The 18,468-nt window shown below is 71.1% G+C and carries 20 protein-coding genes; 11 read left to right on the forward strand and 9 right to left on the reverse strand.

What is annotated here, in order from left to right:
* The first annotated feature begins 73 nt into the window (after positions 1-73).
* Positions 74-1,483 carry a hypothetical protein gene (locus tag IEY89_RS26820; RefSeq protein WP_189150067.1) on the forward strand — a complete coding sequence of 470 codons (1,410 nt, stop codon included), beginning with the start codon at positions 74-76 and terminating at the stop codon, positions 1,481-1,483.
* Between the two features lie 147 nt (positions 1,484-1,630).
* On the opposite strand, the gene IEY89_RS26825 is transcribed toward IEY89_RS26820, so the two are convergent.
* Together IEY89_RS26825 and ypfJ are read right to left on the reverse strand one after the other, a co-directional pair.
* The gene (locus tag IEY89_RS26825; protein ID WP_373287297.1) at positions 1,631-2,047 is read right to left on the reverse strand and encodes a VOC family protein; all 417 of its coding nucleotides are present in this window, start codon (positions 2,045-2,047) and stop codon (positions 1,631-1,633) included.
* A 139-nt stretch (positions 2,048-2,186) separates the two neighbouring features.
* A complete protein-coding gene (ypfJ, locus tag IEY89_RS26830) occupies positions 2,187-3,077 on the reverse strand; it encodes a KPN_02809 family neutral zinc metallopeptidase (protein ID WP_189150069.1) in 891 nt (296 codons plus the stop codon).
* Between the two features lie 199 nt (positions 3,078-3,276).
* Here ypfJ and IEY89_RS26835 point away from each other — a divergent pair, with 199 nt between their 5' ends.
* From IEY89_RS26835 to amaP, 8 genes are all read left to right on the forward strand, one after another.
* Positions 3,277-4,875, forward strand: coding sequence for an ABC-F family ATP-binding cassette domain-containing protein (locus IEY89_RS26835; protein WP_189150070.1), 1,599 nt, complete (start codon positions 3,277-3,279; stop codon positions 4,873-4,875).
* Positions 4,876-5,238: 363 nt separating this feature from the next.
* Positions 5,239-5,460 (forward strand): helix-turn-helix domain-containing protein, encoded by a 222-nt coding sequence (locus IEY89_RS26840; protein ID WP_006123601.1) that lies wholly within the window; start codon positions 5,239-5,241, stop codon positions 5,458-5,460.
* A gap of 136 nt (positions 5,461-5,596) precedes the next feature.
* Positions 5,597-6,418 (forward strand): enoyl-CoA hydratase/isomerase family protein, encoded by an 822-nt coding sequence (locus IEY89_RS26845; RefSeq protein ID WP_189150071.1) that lies wholly within the window; start codon positions 5,597-5,599, stop codon positions 6,416-6,418.
* A 184-nt stretch (positions 6,419-6,602) separates the two neighbouring features.
* The gene (locus tag IEY89_RS26850) at positions 6,603-7,103 is read left to right on the forward strand and encodes an Asp23/Gls24 family envelope stress response protein (protein WP_189150072.1); all 501 of its coding nucleotides are present in this window, start codon (positions 6,603-6,605) and stop codon (positions 7,101-7,103) included.
* Between the two features lie 53 nt (positions 7,104-7,156).
* On the forward strand, positions 7,157-7,342 hold the full coding sequence (locus IEY89_RS26855) for a hypothetical protein (RefSeq protein ID WP_189150073.1): 186 nt from the start codon (positions 7,157-7,159) through the stop codon (positions 7,340-7,342).
* A 6-nt stretch (positions 7,343-7,348) separates the two neighbouring features.
* A complete protein-coding gene (locus IEY89_RS26860; protein WP_189150074.1) occupies positions 7,349-7,762 on the forward strand; it encodes an Asp23/Gls24 family envelope stress response protein in 414 nt (137 codons plus the stop codon).
* The gene (locus IEY89_RS26865) at positions 7,759-8,460 is read left to right on the forward strand and encodes a DUF6286 domain-containing protein (RefSeq protein ID WP_189150075.1); all 702 of its coding nucleotides are present in this window, start codon (positions 7,759-7,761) and stop codon (positions 8,458-8,460) included. Before IEY89_RS26860 ends, IEY89_RS26865 begins: the two co-directional genes overlap by 4 nt.
* Before the next feature lie 6 nt (positions 8,461-8,466).
* Positions 8,467-9,045 (forward strand): alkaline shock response membrane anchor protein AmaP, encoded by a 579-nt coding sequence (amaP, locus tag IEY89_RS26870; protein WP_189150076.1) that lies wholly within the window; start codon positions 8,467-8,469, stop codon positions 9,043-9,045.
* Positions 9,046-9,158: 113 nt separating this feature from the next.
* On the opposite strand, the gene IEY89_RS26875 is transcribed toward amaP, so the two are convergent.
* The 5 genes from IEY89_RS26875 to IEY89_RS26895 all read right to left on the reverse strand — a co-directional run bounded on the left by IEY89_RS26875 (position 9,159) and on the right by IEY89_RS26895 (position 14,043).
* Entirely contained in the window at positions 9,159-9,914 is a 756-nt protein-coding gene (locus tag IEY89_RS26875; RefSeq protein ID WP_189150077.1) for an SDR family oxidoreductase, read from the reverse strand.
* A 5-nt stretch (positions 9,915-9,919) separates the two neighbouring features.
* Positions 9,920-11,737 carry a glycoside hydrolase family 15 protein gene (locus tag IEY89_RS26880; protein ID WP_189150078.1) on the reverse strand — a complete coding sequence of 606 codons (1,818 nt, stop codon included), beginning with the start codon at positions 11,735-11,737 and terminating at the stop codon, positions 9,920-9,922.
* Between the two features lie 94 nt (positions 11,738-11,831).
* Positions 11,832-12,638, reverse strand: coding sequence for an SURF1 family cytochrome oxidase biogenesis protein (locus IEY89_RS26885; RefSeq protein ID WP_189150079.1), 807 nt, complete (start codon positions 12,636-12,638; stop codon positions 11,832-11,834).
* An 87-nt stretch (positions 12,639-12,725) separates the two neighbouring features.
* Entirely contained in the window at positions 12,726-12,959 is a 234-nt protein-coding gene (locus IEY89_RS26890) for a metallothionein (protein ID WP_164413017.1), read from the reverse strand.
* 79 nt (positions 12,960-13,038) lie between these two features.
* Positions 13,039-14,043, reverse strand: a complete 1,005-nt coding sequence (locus tag IEY89_RS26895; RefSeq protein ID WP_189150080.1) for a DEDDh family exonuclease — start codon at positions 14,041-14,043, stop codon at positions 13,039-13,041.
* A 142-nt stretch (positions 14,044-14,185) separates the two neighbouring features.
* Between IEY89_RS26895 and IEY89_RS26900 the strand changes: the two genes are divergently transcribed.
* Together IEY89_RS26900 and IEY89_RS26905 are read left to right on the forward strand one after the other, a co-directional pair.
* Positions 14,186-15,058 (forward strand): sterol desaturase family protein, encoded by an 873-nt coding sequence (locus IEY89_RS26900; RefSeq protein ID WP_189150081.1) that lies wholly within the window; start codon positions 14,186-14,188, stop codon positions 15,056-15,058.
* Positions 15,055-15,756, forward strand: coding sequence for a lysoplasmalogenase (locus IEY89_RS26905; protein ID WP_189150082.1), 702 nt, complete (start codon positions 15,055-15,057; stop codon positions 15,754-15,756). The genes IEY89_RS26900 and IEY89_RS26905 overlap by 4 nt, the downstream gene beginning before the upstream one ends.
* Here IEY89_RS26905 and IEY89_RS26910 read toward each other — a convergent pair.
* Together IEY89_RS26910 and IEY89_RS26915 are read right to left on the reverse strand one after the other, a co-directional pair.
* On the reverse strand, positions 15,722-16,756 hold the full coding sequence (locus tag IEY89_RS26910) for a CopD family protein (protein ID WP_189150083.1): 1,035 nt from the start codon (positions 16,754-16,756) through the stop codon (positions 15,722-15,724). The two genes, IEY89_RS26905 and IEY89_RS26910, sit on opposite strands and share 35 nt — an antisense overlap.
* 111 nt (positions 16,757-16,867) lie before the next feature.
* Positions 16,868-18,403: a S8 family peptidase gene (locus IEY89_RS26915; protein WP_189150084.1), complete on the reverse strand. Its 1,536-nt coding sequence runs from the start codon at positions 18,401-18,403 to the stop codon at positions 16,868-16,870.
* Between the last annotated feature and the right edge of the window lie 65 nt (positions 18,404-18,468).

Genomic DNA, 18,468 nt, shown 5'->3' on the forward strand with positions numbered 1-18,468 from the left:
CCCTCGGCCGGCCCTGTGGCCCGCCGTGACATTCCGTTTGGGTTTTCGGACCGTCAACCGGAAGACTGCACCCGTGACGTCCCGTATCCCGCGCGACTCCAGGCTTCGACTTGTCCGCCCGCGACCCCTGGCCGCCGCCCCACGAGCGATGAACCAGCGGCGCTCGCGCCGCCCCGCCCCGCGTCCGCCCGAGGGCACACCGGCCCCGGCGGAACTGGCCCGAATGGCCCGCTCCGGTCTGGCCGGCGCGGCCCGCGTCGCCCGCTGGGCCGACCCCTCCCTGCGGCCCGGCCATGACGGCGGCACCTCCGACGGCAGGGGCACCCTGTCCGACGCGACCGCCGAACGGGCCGCTGCCGAACTGGGGCTGACCCCGGATCAGGTCCGCCACGACTGGGACACCGCCCGGCTCGCCGGCCTGGTCGAGGTGCACGGCGACATCGCGCGCCCCGGCTGGCGTCTGCGCGCCTGGAACCGTGACGACAGCGCCGTACTGCGCGGCTGGGTCGCCCTCTTCGACGCCTGGTCGATCGCCCACCCGGAGGCCGCGGACCACGAACCCGCCGCCGTCGCCGAGGTCGTCTCCGCGATGCCCCAGGTGCTCTCCTTCCTCCAGCTGTCCGCGGGGCCCGTCCCCATGGAGCAGCTCCTGGACCTCCTGGAGCAGCGGGTCACGGAACTGCGCACCGAACGCTGCGAGGTCCCCTACGGTCCCCAGCCCGAGCCGCTGCCCCAGCAGCCCGACGCCACCGCCGTCGACACCCCGCTCGCCCCCCTCCTCGACTGGGCCCTGCACGCCCTGGCCTCCGTCGGCGCCCTCACCTACGGCGACGGCCACGCCACGCTCACCCCGCTCGGCAGCTGGGCGGTGTGGGTCAAGCTGGAGCAGATCTGCGTCGCCGCGCAGAGCCCGGCCGGCAACATCGAGCAGAACGCCGAGGACATGCTGCGCGGCTGCTCCCAGCTGCGCCCCAACGCGGCCCGCGCCGAGTACCGCGCCTGGCTCGCCGCCCGTCCCGTCGGCAGCGCCGTCGCCGAACTCCTCGACGCCGCCCGCGGCGAGGACGCCCTGCTGCGCGGTCTCGCCTTCGAGGCCCTGCGCGTGGTCGGCGGCCCCGCCGAGCCCGACGTGCGCGCCGTCGCGGAGAAGACCCCGCTGCGGCCGTACGCCCTGCTGTGGCTGGCCGAGCACGACGGGATCGACCCGGAGGACGCCCACGAGGTGCTCACCCGCGAGGAGGCCACCTGGATGTGGGTCGACACCGCCGCGGCCGTCGCCGACCACGGCGAGGCGCCGCTGCTCGTGCGCCATCTGGAGTCCGCGGTGCAGCCGACCATCCCCGCGCTCCTCGACGAGGTGAGCGCGGTCGGCCACCCCCGCACCGTCCAGGTCCTGGTCGCCCTCGCCGCCGCCCACCCCGACCCGGCCCTCGCCAAGGCCGTACGCCGCGCCGCCTTCCAGGTGCACACCGGGGGCAGCTAGGGCCTGTCGCTTGTATCACGCCTGGGCCGCGGGGGTGTGGCACGCACCACACCCCGCTCACCGGCGGGCAACGCCACCGCAGCCTGAAGCCGACGTGATCCTGACGACAGGCCCTGGAAGCCGGCCGTCCGGGGCGGACGGAGAAGGTCAGGCCTGTATCTCGGGCGTGTACGTGCCGAAGCTCCAGATGTTGCCCTCGATGTCGCGTGCCATGTAGTCGCGCGAGCCGTAGTCCTGGTCCGTCGGGGGCATCAGGATCTCCGCCCCGTGCTCCACGGCCTGCTGGTGGTGTGCGTCGACGTCGTCCACGACGACGTACACCCCGCACGGGCCCGCCTCCTTCATCGCCGTGTCGAAGACACTGCCTGTGCCCTTCGAGCCGAGCATCACCGCGCCGTTGCCCTGCACCAGCTCGGCGTGCAGCACCGAGCCGTTCTCCCCCTCGTACACCGACGCCTCGGTGAAGCCGAAAGCCTCCGTGAGCTGCCGGATCGCCGCTTTCGCGTCTGCGTACACCAGTGTCGGGTAAACACTGGGACGCCCGCCGCCCGTGCCTGCTGCCATGCCCATCACTACTCCCTCGGGTCCCGCTGCCGGAAAGCCGGAGACCGGTAACCGGAAACTGGAAGAATGGCCTGCGCCCAGTCTCGCACCGGCCACTGACAACGCCCCGGCAAGCGGCCTCGCGCCCGTCCCGCCCCGCTCAGCGGAACGTGTCGCAGCGTGCCGTGTCCCCGGTGCGGTACCCCTCGTGGAACCACTGCTGCCGCTGCTTCGCCGATCCGTGCGTCCATGTCTCCGGTGTCACCCGGCCCTGGAAGCGCTCCTGGATGCGGTCGTCGCCGACGGCCGCCGCCGCGTCCAGGCCGTCCCGGATGTCGGCGTCCGTGAGGCTGGTGATCAGCGGGCGGCCCGTCGACTCGTCGTTCGTCGTGGTCGCGTGGTGGGCCCACACGCCCGCATAGCAGTCCGCCTGGAGCTCCACCCGTACCGCGTTGCTGTTCGCGCCCGTACGGCCGTCCTGGGACCTGCCCAGGGTGCCCAGGAGATCCTGGACATGGTGCCCGTACTCGTGCGCCACCACGTACGCCTGTGCGAACGGGCCGCCACTGGAGCCGAAGGTCGTCCGCAGCTCGTCGAAGAAGCCCAGGTCCAGATAGACCTCGCGGTCACCGGGACAGTAGAAGGGGCCCACCGCCGAGGTCGCCGTGCCGCACGCGGTGTCCACCCGCTCGCTGAAGACCACGGTCGGCGACCGCGTGTACGTGCCCCGGCCGCGGGTGAACTCCGCGTCCCAGAAGTCCTGGACGCTGTTGACCACCGCCACGATGCGGCAGTCGTCCCTGGTGTTCGCGTCCCGGCCGGTCCGGCAGGTCTGCTGCGTCTGTGCCAGGGAGGAGGCGGTCGCCGTGGGCCCGCCGCCGCCGGAGGACAGGCCCAGCTGGTCCGGACCGACCCCGAAGAACAGTCCCAGGAGCAGCGCGAGCAGGACGCCGATGCCACCCCCGACGGTCGCTCTGCCACCGGGGACCCGGCTGCCGCGTACGTCCTGCACCTCGGAGGTGTCGAGATCGGCGTCGTCGTCGAACTGCATGGCGTCATCCTGATACGCCGCCTGAGCTGCGGCGCCGGACGGAGGGCCGAACGGGGGACCCGTCCCGCACGAGGGCGCGCAGGGAAAGTGCTTGCACGGCCCCGTTAGACTTGTCCTATGGCCATTCTCCTCGCGCATTAGACGGCGGGAACGTCCTCAGCCGCCCACCCCGCCAACAACCCCGCCCTGGAGTCTGTCCGTGATCTCCGCCTCCGGTATCGAGCTGCGCGCCGGCGCCCGTGTCCTCATCGAGTCCGCCACCTTCCGTATCACCAAGGGCGACCGCATCGGCCTGGTCGGCCGCAACGGCGCCGGCAAGACGACCCTCACCAAGGTCCTCGCGGGCGAGGGCATCCCCGCGGCGGGCCAGATCGCCCGCTCCGGCGAGGTCGGCTACCTCCCCCAGGACCCCCGCACCGGCGACCTCGACGTGCTGGCGAGCGACCGCATCCTCTCCGCGCGCGGCCTGGACACCCTGATCCGCAAGATGCGCGAGAACGAGCAGCGCATCGCCAACGGTTCGGGCGCCACGCGTGAGAAGGCCATGCGGCAGTACGAGCGCCAGGAGACGGAGTTCCTCACCAAGGGCGGCTACTCCGCCGAGGCCGAGGCCGCCACCATCGCCGCCGCGCTCAACCTGCCCGACCGGGTGCTCGGCCAGCCCCTGCACACGCTCTCCGGCGGTCAGCGCCGCCGTATCGAGCTGGCCCGCATCCTGTTCTCGGACGCGGACACCCTGCTGCTCGACGAGCCGACCAACCACCTCGACGCGGACTCCATCGTCTGGCTGCGCGACTACCTGAAGAGCTACCGCGGTGGCTTCATCGTGATCTCCCACGATGTCGAACTGGTCGAGACGGTCGTCAACAAGGTGTTCTACCTGGACGCCAACCGGGCTCAGATCGACGTCTACAACATGGGCTGGAAGCTCTACCAGCAGCAGCGCGAGGCCGACGAGAAGCGCCGCAAGCGCGAGCGCCAGAACGCCGAGAAGAAGGCCGCCGCGCTGAACGCGCAGGCCGACAAGATGCGCGCCAAGGCCACCAAGACGGTCGCCGCGCAGAACATGGCCAAGCGCGCCGACCGGCTGCTCGCCGGACTCGACGCGGTACGGGTCTCCGACAAGGTCGCCAAGCTGCGCTTCCCGGAGCCCGCGCCCTGCGGCAAGACCCCGCTCATGGCGGAGGGCCTGTCGAAGTCGTACGGCTCCCTGGAGATCTTCACCGATGTCGACCTGGCCATCGACAAGGGCTCCCGTGTTGTCATCCTCGGCCTGAACGGCGCCGGCAAGACGACCCTCCTGCGCCTGCTCGGCGGCGCCGAGAAGCCCGACACGGGAGAGGTCATCGAGGGCCACGGCCTCAAGCTCGGCTACTACGCGCAGGAGCACGAGACCCTCGACCCCGAGCGCTCGGTCCTGGAGAACATGCGCTCCGCCAACCCCGACCTGGACCTGGTCGAGGTCCGCAAGACCCTCGGCTCGTTCCTGTTCTCCGGCGACGACGTCGACAAGCCCGCCGGTGTCCTCTCCGGAGGTGAGAAGACCCGGCTCGCTCTCGCGACCCTCGTGGTCTCCTCCGCGAACGTGCTCCTTCTCGACGAGCCGACGAACAACCTCGACCCGGCCAGCCGCGAGGAGATCCTCGGCGCGCTGCGCACGTACAAGGGCGCCGTCGTCCTCGTCACCCACGACGAGGGCGCCGTGCACGCGCTCCAGCCGGAGCGGATCATCCTGCTGCCGGACGGCGTCGAGGACCTCTGGGGAGCCGACTACGCGGACCTGGTGGCCCTCGCCTGACCGCTTGTCGGTGGTCACGGTCACTTGATCGAATCGCTGATCCACTTCCACTGGATCATTCGGCCGATCCGTGATCCATCATCTGAGTGAGATCTCCTCATACCGAGGTGTGTCCTACATCCATTTCACGGCCGGGCCCTTCATCGACAGGGGCCCGGCTGTCGCGCGTTCCTGACCAGGCACTTCGCGGAACAACTCGTTCGGCCGCACGGACACGCCTGTGCGGAATTGAAGATTCCACTTGTGGGGATGCACTCCTGTCGTCAAAACCGTGTCTCACAGACCTTGCCGAATGGGTGGCCATGAGGCGCTTGAGGGGTGATCATGAGAGGACCAGAGCGCACTTCCCACGAGGAGGCACGGGTGGCCGAGACTCTGAAGAAGGGCAGCCGGGTAACCGGCGCCGCGCGCGACAAGCTCGCGGCAGACCTGAAGAAGAAGTACGACTCCGGTGCGAGCATTCGAGCGCTGGCCGAAGAAACCGGTCGCTCGTATGGCTTCGTACACCGGATGCTCAGCGAGTCGGGCGTCACGCTCCGTGGCCGGGGCGGGGCGACACGGGGCAAGAAGGCCGCTTCGGCCTGATCCCCGACGACTCGTCGGTTTCGATGGTGGCCACCCGGTCGGTCCGCTGACCGGCCGGGTGGTTACTGTGCAGTCACTTAGGTGTGTCCCGCAGCGGGCAGACACCTGATCCGACCGCACTCATCGGAGGCGCCCCATGGCTTCGTTCGACCAGGACGTTGTTGGTCAAGGTCCCGAAGTTTCCGTACTCGACAAGGACGGCGTACGGCTCACCGTCGACGACGCGGTCGCCACGGTGTCGCTGACCAACCCGGCCAAGCGCAACGTGCAGAGCCCCGCTCTGTGGCGGGCACTGGCCGAGGCCGGCCGGATGCTGCCGGGCACCGTGCGTGTCGTCGTGCTGCGTGCCGAGGGCAAGTCGTTCTCCGCCGGACTCGACCGGCAGGCGTTCACGCCCGAGGGGTTCGACGGCGAGCCGTCGTTCATCGATCTCGCGCGCAGCGACGACGCCACCCTGGACGGCACCATCGCCGGTTACCAGGAGGGCTTCACCTGGTGGCGGCGCAGTGACCTGGTGTCCATCGCCGCCGTCCAGGGGCATGCCGTCGGCGCGGGCTTCCAACTCGCGCTCGCCTGTGACCTGCGCGTCGTCGCCGACGACGTGCAGTTCGCCATGCGTGAGACCAGCCTGGGCCTCGTCCCCGACCTGACGGGCACCCATCCGCTCGTCGGCCTGGTGGGCTACGCCCGCGCGCTGGAGATCTGCGCGACCGGCCGCTTCGTCCAGGCGGAGGAGGCCGTGAACACGGGCCTCGCCAACATCGCCGTACCGGCCGAGCGGCTCGACGACGCCGTACGCGACCTGTCGGCCGCGCTGCTCGCCGCGCCCCGTGACGCCCTCGTCGAGACGAAGGCGCTGCTGCGCGGCGTCCAGGGCCGGACGTACGACGAACAGCGCACCGCCGAGCGTGCCGCGCAGGCGCGCCGGTTGCGGGACCTGGCGGGCGTCGGCGACTGACCCGCCCGGATCCGTCCACGCACCGAGGGGCCGCTGCCGACAGTGGCCCCCCTGCGTGGGGGATGTGCCCGACACCGGACCGTCGGCCCGCACCCGTGTCGCCTCCCTGGCGCATCCCCGGCGCGCGTCCGCCCGACCCCGCCTACTGTGGGTCGTGGACGACGACCGAAAGGGATGTACGGCGATGACCGACATGACCCAGCGGAACCGGCCCGAGCAGCCCGAGAACGAGGGCGACGCTCCACAGGCCACCCAGCCCCGGAAGACGAACGTCACCAAGCGCGGCGGCGGCGACCCCGCCGAACGGGGGCGCACCACGATCGCCGACGGAGTCGTCGAGAAGATCGCCGGGCTCGCCGCCCGTGACGTCCTCGGTGTGCACGCCATGGGCAGCGGCCTGTCCCGGACCTTCGGCGTGGTCCGCGACCGGGTGCCGGGCGGCGCCTCGAAATCCGTCTCCCGTGGAGTGAAGGCCGAGGTCGGCGAGGTGCAGACCGCCCTCGACCTGGAGATCGTCGTCGAGTACGGCGTCTCGATCGGCGATGTCGCCCGGGCCGTGCGGGAGAACGTCATCGCGGCCGTCGAGCGCATGACCGGCCTGGAGGTCGTCGAGGTCAACATCGCGGTGACGGACGTCAAGCTGCCCGACGAAGAGGAAGAAGAACCCGAGCCCCGGCTGCAGTGACGGATTCGGGGCATCGGAAAGGGACCGGAAAGAAACCGGGAAGGCAGGGCAGCATGAGCTTCGCCGTGATCGGCATGATCGCCGGAATGGCGCTGGGATTCGCCGGGTACTTCGGCGGCTTCGGCGCGTTTCTGCTGGTGGCAGCCCTGGGCGCCCTCGGCTTCGTCGTCGGCAGATTCCTGGAGGGCGACCTGGACCTGGGCGACTTCTTCCGCACCCGCGACGACCGACGGCGGTGACGCCCCATGGCCGAGGAGCAGCCCGGTGAGGAGCGGTCCGGGGAAACCCGTACGCCCGACAGAGCACCGACGGCGGTGCCACCGGGGGAACGCGGTGCCACCCGGATCGCCGACCGGGTCGTCGCGAAGATCGCCGCGCAGGCGGCCCGCGAGGCGCTTGCCGAGCTGCCCCCGGACGCGGTACCTCCGCACGCCACGGTCGTCGTCCACCACGACAGGGCCCGCGTCCGTGTGAGCCTCGAACTCCCGTATCCCTCCGATATCGGTGGCCAGTGCGCGACAGTGCGTGATCGGGTCGCTTCGCGGGTACACGCCCTGGCGGGAATGGACGTGCCGGAGGTCGCCGTGGAGATCGAGCGGCTGCACCTGGCACCGCCGCACGGTGCGGCACCGGGGAAGGCACACGGGAGGACGCGATGAGCGAGCCCCAGGGCTTCGACGGCTCCGGGAACACCCGACGACTGCCAGTACTGGAGAAAACGGACGACACGGCGACCGACACCACCGGACCGGGACAGTCCTCGTCCACCTCCGCCTACGACCCTCTGCCCACCCTCGGCGACACGGACGACGTCCATGGCCGCCGCTTCTGGTCGGCGCGCCGGGTCCCCGCGGCCGTCCTCGCGCTGCTGCTCCTCTGCGGCGCGGGCGCCTTCCTCTACGACATCACCGCGGTACGCGCCCACCGCCCGGCCATGAGCTGGCGCAGATCACTGGCCAGGCAGTTCGCGGAACGTCCCCTCGACGACACCTGGGTCCTGGTCGGAGCCGGTGTCGCCGTGCTCCTCGGCGGCTGGCTGCTCGTCCTTGCCGTGACCCCCGGCCTGCGCGGCGTCCTGCCGATGCGGCGGACCCACGCCGACGTCCGGGCGGGCCTGCACCGGGCCGCCGCCGCGATGGTGCTGCGCGACCGGGCCGTGGAGGTGTCCGGCGTCCAGTCGGTCCGGATCCGGATGACCCGGACCAGGGCCGACGTCCGCGCGGTCTCCCACTTCCGCGAACTCGACGACGTACGGGCCGATCTGGACGACGTGCTCGCCGACGGAATCAGGAGCCTCGGCCTGTCCCGGCCGCCGGCCCTGTCGGTGCATGTCGCCCGCCCCGGCCGGAAAGGGTGAGGACGGATGCCGCGCATCGTCAACCGCGTACTGCTGGGCCTCGTGGGCCTGGTCCTGATGGTCATCGGCGGCTCGGTGCTGGCCATGGGCCTCGGCAGCCGATGGCCGACGTGGTGGATCCACGACGACCGCCACGACGTGCTGCTGAGCAGCGCCGAACGAACCCACTACCGGGACGCCGGTTGGTGGTGGCCGACGGTACTCGCCGTCCTGGCCGCCGTGGTCCTCCTGTCCCTGTGGTGGCTCGCCGCGGTACTCCGCCGACGCCGCCTCGGCGAGGTCCTGGTCGACACGGGCGACAACGAGGGCGCCCTCCTGCGCGGCCGGGCCATGGAGAACGCGGTGGCGGGAGAGGCAACCCGCCTGGAGGGCGTGGAACGGGCCCACGTCACCCTGACAGGCAGCCGCACGGCCCCCGAGGCCCGGGTCCAACTCCTCCTGCAACCCCATGCATCCCCGGCGGAGGCGGTAACCCGCCTCACGACGGAGGCCCTGACGAACGCCCGCGACTCGGCGGGCCTCAAGTCGCTGCCGACGGAGGTAGACCTGAGGGCGGTAAAACACCGCGCGGAAAGGGTGAATTGACCCCAAGGGCGGGTGCACCTGCTTTTAGGGGCGCGGGGCGGTGACGAGTGCGGCTCCGCCGCGTGGGCGCGACAAGCCCCCACGCACCCGCGGACACACCACTACAGGCCCCTTCAGAACCCGTGGCGCATCCCCCCGTCAACAGGCACCATGATCCCCGTCAAGTAGCTCGCCGCCGGCGACAGCAGAAACGCCGCCGTCCGCCCGAACTCCTCCGGCTTCCCGTACCGCCGCAACGGAATCCGCGACTCGTTGGCGACCCGTGTCGCCCCCGGATCCGCGGACAACCCGTCCAGCTCGCGCACGCGGTCCGTGTCGATGCGCGCGGGCAACAACCCCACCACCCGGATCCCTCGCGGCCCCACCTCGACCGCGAGGGACTTGGCGAACCCGGCGAGCCCCGGCCGCAGGCCGTTGGAGATGGTCAGCCCCGGAATCGGCTCGTGCACCGAGCCGGACAGCACGAACCCGACGACCCCGCCCGCCTCCAGCTCCGCCACCGCCGTACGGGCCAGCCGTACCGCCCCCAGGAACACCGAGTCGAACGCGGCCTGCCACTGCTCGTCCGTGTTGTCGGCGACGAACCCGGGCGCCGGACCGCCCACGCTGATGAGGATGCCGTTGAAGCGCCCGAAGTGCTCGCGGGCCGCCGCGACGAGCCGCTGCGCGATCTCCGGGTCGGAGTTGTCCGCGGCCACGCCCACCGCCCCGGGGCCCAGTTCGGCCGCGGCCTCCGCGACCGTCTTCTCGTCCCGCCCCGTGATGACCACCTTCGCGCCGTCGGCGACGAGCTCGCGCGCGGCGGCGTTGCCCAGTCCGCGGGTGGCTCCGGTGACGACGTACACCCGGTCCTTCAGTCCAAGATCCATGGTCCCTATCCTGCCCGCTCCTCGCCGTACAGGGCGAGGGCTGTGTTGACGAGGCCGATGTGGCTGAACGCCTGGGGGAAGTTGCCGAGCTGGCGGTCGGCGACCGGGTCGTACTCCTCCGCCAGCAGCCCCACGTCGTTGGTGACGCCGACCAGGCGTTCGAAGAGCGCGTGTGCCTCCTCCGTACGGCCGATCATGTGCAGGGCGTCCGCCAGCCAGAACGAGCAGGCGAGGAACACGCCCTCGTCACCGGGCAGCCCGTCGACGACGGGACCGTCCGTGCTGTAGCGGCGTACGAAGCCGTTGTTCCCGAGTTCTTCCCTGACGGCGTCGATGGTGCCGACGATCCTCGGGTCGTCCGGGGGCAGGAAGCCGACGCGGGGCAGGAGCAGCACGGCGGCGTCGAGTTCGCGGGAGCCGTAGAACTGCGTGAACGTGTTCCGTTCCGGGTCGTAGCCGCGTTCGCACACCTCCCGGTGCACCTCGTCGCGCATCGCCCGCCAGCCTTCGAGGTCGCCGCCGTTGAGCTTCGGGTTGAGTTCGAGCTGACGCACCGCGCGGTCCGCGGCCACCCAGGCCATCACCTTGGAGTGCACGAAGTGCCGGCGCGGCCCACGCACCTCCCACAGCCCCTCGTCCGGCTGCCGCCACGCCGTCCGGAGGAACTCCATCAGCGCTACCTGCAGCCGCCACATGTGCGGCTTGGACGGCAGCCCCGAACGCCGGGCCAGCGCCAGCGAGTCGATCACCTCGCCGTACACGTCGAGCTGGAGCTGCCGTACGGCCGCGTTGCCGATCCGCACCGGGGCCGAACCGCCGAAGCCGGGCAGCCAGTCCAGCTCGAACTCGGGCAGCCGGCGCTCACCGGCGAGCCCGTACATGATCTGGAGGTCCGCCGGATCGCCCGCGACCGCCCGCAGCAGCCAGTCGCGCCAGCTCTCGGCCTCCTCGTGGTAGCCCGCCGACAGCAGCGCGTTCAGGGTGAGCGTGGAGTCGCGCAGCCAGCAGTAGCGGTAGTCCCAGTTGCGTACGCCGCCCAGTTCCTCGGGGAGCGAGGTGGTCGGGGCGGCCACGATGCCGCCGGTCGGCGCGTAGGTCAGTGCCTTCAGGGTGATCAGCGAGCGCACGACGGCGTCCCGGTGCGGCCCGTCGTACGTGCAGCGCGCCGACCAGTCCTTCCAGTCCGAGACGGCGGCGTCCAGCGCCTCGTACGGGTCGACGAACGGCGGGTGTGGCTCGTGCGAGGGATGCCAGGTCAGCACGAACGCGACCCGCTCGCCCTCGGCGACGGTGAACTCCGAGTACGTGGTGAAGTCCCGTCCCCAGGTGCGCACCCCCTCGTCGGTGCGCAGCCACACCGAGTCCGGCCCCGCGACGGCCACCCGGTGCCCGTTCACCCGGCGCATCCACGGCACGACCGAGCCGTAGTCGAACCGCAGCCGCAGCGTGCTGCGGACGGTCACCTCGCCGCGTACGCCCTCGACGATCCGTACGAGATCGGGGGAGCGGTCGCGCTGGGGCATCAGGTCGGTGACGCGTACCGCGCCCTCGTCGGTCTCCCACTCGGTGTCGAGGACGAGGGTGCCGGGCCGGTAGGCGCGCCGGGTGCAGCGATCGGCGCCCTCGGGGGCGATCCGCCAGTGCCCGTTGCTCTCGTCGCCGAGCAGCGCGGCGAAACAGGCGGCCGAGTCGAAGCGGGGCAGACAGAGCCAGTCGACGGAACCGTTCATGCCGACGAGCGCGGCGGTCTGGTGGTCACCGACGAGGGCGTAGTCCTCGATACGGGGAATACGCGGGATGCGGTCCTTCTGATGGGGGTGCACGACGTGCAGGTTCCCGCTGAGGGGCTCCGGCATTCGGGCGAGATCGTCCTGTCACACGCCGAGAATCCTCGGTTACGTCACACGGCCGGTCGCGTCACACGGCGGCGGGCTCGGTCTCCGGTGACTCCTGCGCCTCCCGCGCCGCCGCCTCGGCCTCCGCACGTTCCCGGCGTTCCCGGCGCACGAGGATCACCCAGCCCAGCGGCACGCCCGCGGCGAACAGCCACCACTGGATGGCGTAGGCGTAGTTCAGCGCGGCGTTCTCGTCGCCGGGCCTGCCGAGCAGTTGAGGGGTGTCGTTCTTCGGCTCGGGCGTGGTGAGCACGACGTAGCCGCCGAGCACCTCGGCGCCCAGCCGCCGGGCCTCCTGCTCGCTGTTGATCAGCATGACCTGCCGGTCCGGCAGCCCCTTGAGGTTCTTGATGCCGCTCGCCGCGGTCGTCTCGGCGGGCATCAGCCGCCCGGTGACGGTGATCTCGCCCTTCGGGGGTGCCGGGATGGTGGGGAACGCGGTCTGGCTCGGCCCGTCCGAGGGGATCCAGCCCCGGTTGACCAGCAGGACCTTGCCGTCGTCGAGGACGAAGGGGGTCAGGACGTGGTAACCGACCTCGTCGTCGGAGTTGGTGCGGCGGCGGACGACGACCTCGTCGTCGGTGTCGAAGTGACCCTTCGCGGTCACGGTGTGGTACCGCTCGGCGCTGGTGACGCTGTGTCCGGGGGAGGTCAGCTTCTCCACGGGCACCGGCTCGGCGGACAGCGCGTCGGCGACCAGCTGGTTGCGGGCGGTGCGCTCCTCGTAGCGGTGCATCTGCCAGATGCCCAGTCTGATCATCGTGGGGATGAGGAGGAGGGCGACCAGCGTGAGGATCACCCACTGCCGGGACAAGAGGAAGCGGTACACCCCACTGACGGTACAACTCGCCCGTGGGGTGCATTCAGGGGGGTACGGACTCGGACGCGGGCCCTCCCGGGCCTCCTCGGGCCTTCCTCAGACCCTGTCGATGATCCCCACCCTCCCCTCCGCGCGTGCGCAGTGCGCCCCGCAGTACCAGTGGCCCTCGGCCTCGACGCCCTGCCCGATGATCTGGACCCGGCAGTGCTCGCAGATGGGCGCCATACGGTGGATCGCGCAGGCGAAGCAGTCGAAGACGTGCACCGACCCCTGAGCGTGCACCTCGAAGGTCATCCCGTAGTTGTTCCCGCAGACTTCACAACTGGCCATGCGCCACAGGGTGGGCCGTTGCCGCCGTGCGCGCGAGACGCCGCCGGGCGAGTCGTACGGCAATCACCCGTCCGTACGGTCATCCCTCCGTCGCGGGCGCCACGTCCCGCAGCAACTGGCCGAAGGCCGCCTCGTCGACGACCGGTGTGCCGAACTGCCGGGCCTTGACCACCTTCGAGGTCATGGAGTCGGGGTCGTTGGTGACGAGCAGGCTGGTCAGCCGGGACAGGCTCGTCGCGACATGGAGCCCCGCCTCGACGGCCCGGTCCTCCAGCAGGTCGCGCTCGACCGAGGTGTCCCCGGAGAACGCCACCCGCATGCCCTGCCGGAGCGGCTTGCCGTCCTCGTACCGCCCCGGGTTGGGGTACGGGCACGCGGGCCGCTTGCGGGACGGCCGCCAACCGGTCGGCTGGTAGCTGCCGTAGCCCCCGGATGCCTGACGTCCGATCTGCGGCCGGGTGGCACCGGTCGCCGGCGCCGACCACTCCGTCAGCGCCCGGCACTCCAGCAGCGGAAGCCGTACGCCACCCCGGGCCGCCGCGTGCAGACTGGGCCGGAACGTCTCGGCGAGCACACGCGCGTCGTCCAGCGCGTGGTGGGCCCGCTGCTGGACGACCCCGTAGTGCGCGGCCAGTGTCTCCAGTTTGTGGTTGGGCAGCGGCAGGCCCAACTCCTTGGACAGCGCGATGGTGCACAGCCGCTGCCGCACCGGCGCCTCGCGCTCCGCGCGCGCGTACTCCCGGGCGATCATCGACCAGTCGAAGACGGCGTTGTGCGCGACGAGCACACGGTCGGCGAGCCGGGACGCGAACTCCTCGGCGATGTCCACGAAAAGGGGGGCGCCCTCCAGGGCGTCGCTCGTCAGCCCGTGGATCCACACCGGCCCCGGATCCCGCTCCGGATTGACCGTCGTGTACCAGTGGTCCTCGACCTCACCGCGCGCGTCCAGCCGGTAGACGGCCGCGGAGATTATCCGGTCGTCCCGGGACAGACCGGTCGTCTCGACGTCAACGACCGCGTATCCCTGGGGATATGCGGTCGGCCACGGGGCGGGGGACGGCGTGGGCGTCAGGTCTTCGAGCATGGTCCCAGAGAATACGGGCCGCGACTGACAGTCCGTCGCGCGGCCGTTGGTGGAGACCGCCAACAAGCAAGCGCGTACTGCCCTGAATACTTGTCAGTAACAACGTCTATGCGCCACCTGTGCACCGTCCTAACGTGCAGTCATGCCCAACCTTCCCGACGTCGTGGCCTGGTCGATACCCGCCTTCGTGCTGCTCACCGTCATCGAGATGATCAGTGTCCGGATCCACCCCGAAGAGAACGCCGCCGGGTACGAGGCCAAGGACGCCGCGACCAGTGTGGGCATGGGACTCGGGAGCCTGGCCTTCGACTTCCTCTGGAAGATCCCGATCCTCGCCGTCTACACGGCGATCCACGAACTCACCCCGCTGCGCGTCCCCGTCCTGTGGTGGACCGTCCCGCTCATGCTGCTCGCGCAGGACTTCTTCTATTACTGGTCCCATCGCGGCCACCACGTCGTCCGCATCCTCTGGGCCTGCCATGTCGTCCACCACTCCAGCCGCAGGTTCAACCTGACGACGGCCCTGCGTCAGCCCTGGACCACACTCACCGTCTGGCCGTTCTACGTCCCCCTCGTCGCCGTCGGTGTGCACCCGGCCGCGCTCGCCTTCTGCTCCTCCGTCAACCTCGTGTACCAGTTCTGGATCCACACCGAGCGGATCGGCCGGATGCCCCGCTGGTTCGAGTACGTCCTCAACACGCCCTCCCACCACCGCGTTCACCACGCCTCCCAAGGCGGCTACCTGGACCGCAACTTCGGCGGAATCCTGATCGTCTGGGACCGGCTCTTCGGCTCGTTCGTCGCCGAGACCGAACGGCCTGTCTACGGGTTGACGAAGAACATCAACACGTTCAACCCGGTCAAGGTCGCCACTCATGAGTACGTCGCGATCGTCAAGGACATCAAGGCGGCGGGCAGTTGGCGTGAGCGTGCCGGTCGGGTGTTCCGGGGGCCCGGCTGGCAGCCCGCGCCCCCACGCCAGGAGCAGCCGGCCGAAGAGACCGTCGTCGCGTGAGGCCCGCCCGGGTTCTCCTCGTCGCCTTCGCCCTCGCGGCGGTCGTCGACCTGATCGCCCTCGCGGTCGGCTCCGACACCGGGCACGCCCTCGCCAAACCGCTCCTGATGCCCCTTCTCGCCGCCCACGCCCACCTGCGCGGCGCTCCCCGTCTCCTCTTCATGGCCCTTCTCCTCGGCTGGATCGGCGACGTCCTGCTCCTCTCCGACGCCGACCCGGCGTTCCTGGCAGGCATGGCCTCCTTCGCGGCCGGTCACCTCTGTTACCTCGCCCTCTTCAGGAGGTACGGCAACGAGTACCGCAGTCCGAACGGCACCCCACGCGCGCGCGGCGCACGCATCCGGCTCGCGGGGGCCTACTCCCTGGCCCTGGCCGGCGCCCTCGCCGCCCTCTGGCCCGGCCTCCCCGCCGAACTCCGTGTCCCCGTCGCCGGTTACAGCCTCCTGCTGACCGCGATGGCCTACCGGGCCACCGCCCTCGGGCTCCTCGCCGGCACGGGCGGCGCGCTCTTCCTGCTCTCCGACACGCTCATCGCGACCGGCGTCGCGGACCTGCCCCAGCTCCCCCGACCCGACTTCTGGATCATGCTCACGTACGTCGCGGCCCAGTGGCTCCTGACCACAGGCGTACTCGCGGCGGTGAGAACCGCGACGCCCCCACCCGTCACGTCCAGCGGATCGGCACCGGCAGCGCGGTGAGCAGCCCCGACACCGCGACCACCAGCCCCAGCGCGACGACCTCCGCGCGCGCGGGGGAGCACGCGGTCAGCGGGTCCGCCGCCCGGCTCAGCCGCAGCCGCGCCCACAGGGCGAGAACGGCGACGGCGGCCACGACGATCACCTTGGCGAGCAGGGTGCGGCCGTACGCCGTCGTCGTCAGCTGCTCCAGGACCGTGTCCGGCGGCATCCGGCGCAGCGTGCTCCAGATGCCCGTGGCGGTGATCAGGGCGAGCAGAACGGCCGCCACGCGCGCGTAGAGGCCCAGCAGCGCCACGCGTGCCTCCCCGGCAGCCCTCCAGAGGGGCAACGTCCGCAGTACGTACAGCAGTCCGCCCACCCAGAGTGCCGCGCAGGTGAGGTGGACGAACGTCAGCGCCGAGCCGGTCAGCGGATCGAGCTCCGGCGGCGGATGCGCCCGCAGCGCCTCCGCCACGGCCACCGCCGCCAACGGCCAGACCTGCGTGACCGGGCGGGCCGAGAGAGCGCACAGGCCCGCCGCGGCGAACCCGTTGACCTCCAGCAGCGCGAGCTTGCCGTCCCGGGACTCGTAGAGGCCGCCCACATCGATCGCGGCCAGGCTGTGCGGTACGAGATTGCCGGTCGACACCACCGAGGCCAGCCCCAGCGCGGCGACGAAACCGACTCCGGCCGCGTACGGTGCCCAACCGCGCGCCCGCTCCGGCGGCGCACCGGGCAACCGGTCGGCCAGCCTCCGCACGAACAGCTCGCCCACCGGAACGCACAGCGCGGCGAACAGCACCGTCCGCAGCAGCCCGATCCCGGCCACGCCGGGTGCGGCTGCCTCCCCGGTGCCGTCCAGCGCGAGGGACGGGCCGAGCAGCGGTATCAGCGCGGCCAACGCCACCAGCACGAGCACGGCGACGGCCCGTCCGGTACCGGGGCGCCCGCTGCCGGGCGTTCTTACGGGCCCGCCCCCGCCCTCGGCGGACGGCCCCTCTGTCGGTCGACTCAAACCCACCCCAATGCCGTGTCTCCTGCACCGGGTATCAACATATGCACTGGATCAACACGGTGGGCCGGACAGCGCGATGCTGTCCGGCCCACCCAAGAGGATCTACGTCACAAGCAGCTACCTGGTCACTGCGTCCAGCGCATCCGCGACGCCGTGGCCGTAGAAGCCGTTGTAGTTCTTCCGGCCCTCGCACACCGCGTCGACCTTGCCGTCACCGTCGATGTCGTACGGGTCCGTGCACGGCGTGGCGTCCGCCTCGGCGTACAGGAGCGCCTTCACCAGGGCGGCCGACGCGCGCGGGTGCGTCGACTTGATCAGGGCGGCCACACCCGCGACGTGCGGCGACGCCATCGACGTACCGGCCATGTAGCCCCAGGTGCCGCCGGGCAGCGGGCCGAGGATCAGGCCGCTGGTGGCCGGCGGGGCCGGGGTCTGGTAGCGGGTCGAGTCGCCGCCCGGGGCGGCTATGTCGATGACGCCCAGGCCGTGGTTGGAGAAGGACGACTTGAGGCCCTTGGCGCCGGTCGCGGCGACCGTCACCACGCCCGGGAGCTGGGTCGGGATGTCGTAGCACTTGGACGGGTCGATGACCCGCTCCGAGGGCGTCGCGTCGTTGGGGGAGACCGGGTCGGTGATCTCGTCGGCCGCGAGGTCGTAGTTCTCGTTGCCGGCCGCCGCGACGTTGACGACACCCTTGCGCTCCGCGTACTGCGTGGCGCGCGTGATGGCGTCGAGCAGGGCCTTCTGGTCCGGGTCGTTCTTGCAGTTGAAGTACCAGGGGTCGGTGTAATAGCTGTTGTTCGTGACGTCGACGCCGTGCTCGGCGGCCCACACGAAGCCGCAGACGACGGCCTCCGTGTAGAAGTAGCCGGCCGTGGTCGACACCTTGATGCCGGACACCTTCACGCCCGGCGCGACGCCCGTGACACCGACACCGTTCTTGGCGGCGGCGATCTCACCGGCCACGTGCGTTCCGTGCGGGCTCTCGCCCGTGGTCGGCCGCCAGGCCCCGTCGGTCGTGTCGGGCTTGCCCGTCACACAGTTGACGGAGGCGGCGCGGTCGAAGTTCGGCGCGATGTCCGGGTGGGTGTCGTCGACACCCGTGTCGATCACGGCGACGGTCACCCTGGAGCTGCCGAGCGTCTTCTCGTGCGCCTTGTCCGCCTTGATGGCGGGCAGGTCCCACTGCAACGGCTCCAGCGGGTCCTGGGCCGCGGTGGCGTCGGCGGTGGCGCTCGCGACCTCCGCCGCGGAGAGCACCTTCGGCGCACCCTCGTCGGTGGTCGACTGCGCGGGCAGCGGCGCGTTGCGCGTGTTGCCCGCCGACTGCACGCCGGGCACCTTGCGGACGACCTTCGCGAAGTCGGGGTTCGCCGAGTGGACGACGATCACGCCTATTCGGTCGTACGACGTCACGATCGTGCCGCCGGCCTTGGCGATGGCCTTCTTCACGTGCCGAGGAGTGCCGAAACCGGGGTGCACGTTGACGACATAGCTGAGCGATGTCGCGTCGGCCGTGACCGCCGCGGCGGGGGCGGCCCCGGTGTCGGCGGCGACGGCGTGGATGTTCGGCAGGAAGGCGAACGCCGACGCCATGACCATCCCGACCGGGATCGCCACGGCGCGACGGGAGCGCGAGTGAGGCGCTGTCATAGAGGGTCTCCAGTTCCTTCGTTCGAGGGGCGTGTGGACCGTGCGGGAACTCGGGAAAACGTGCG

Origin of the sequence: Streptomyces lacrimifluminis, from assembly GCF_014646095.1 — a bacterium.
Taxonomy (GTDB): Bacteria; Actinomycetota; Actinomycetes; order Streptomycetales; family Streptomycetaceae; genus Streptomyces; species Streptomyces lacrimifluminis.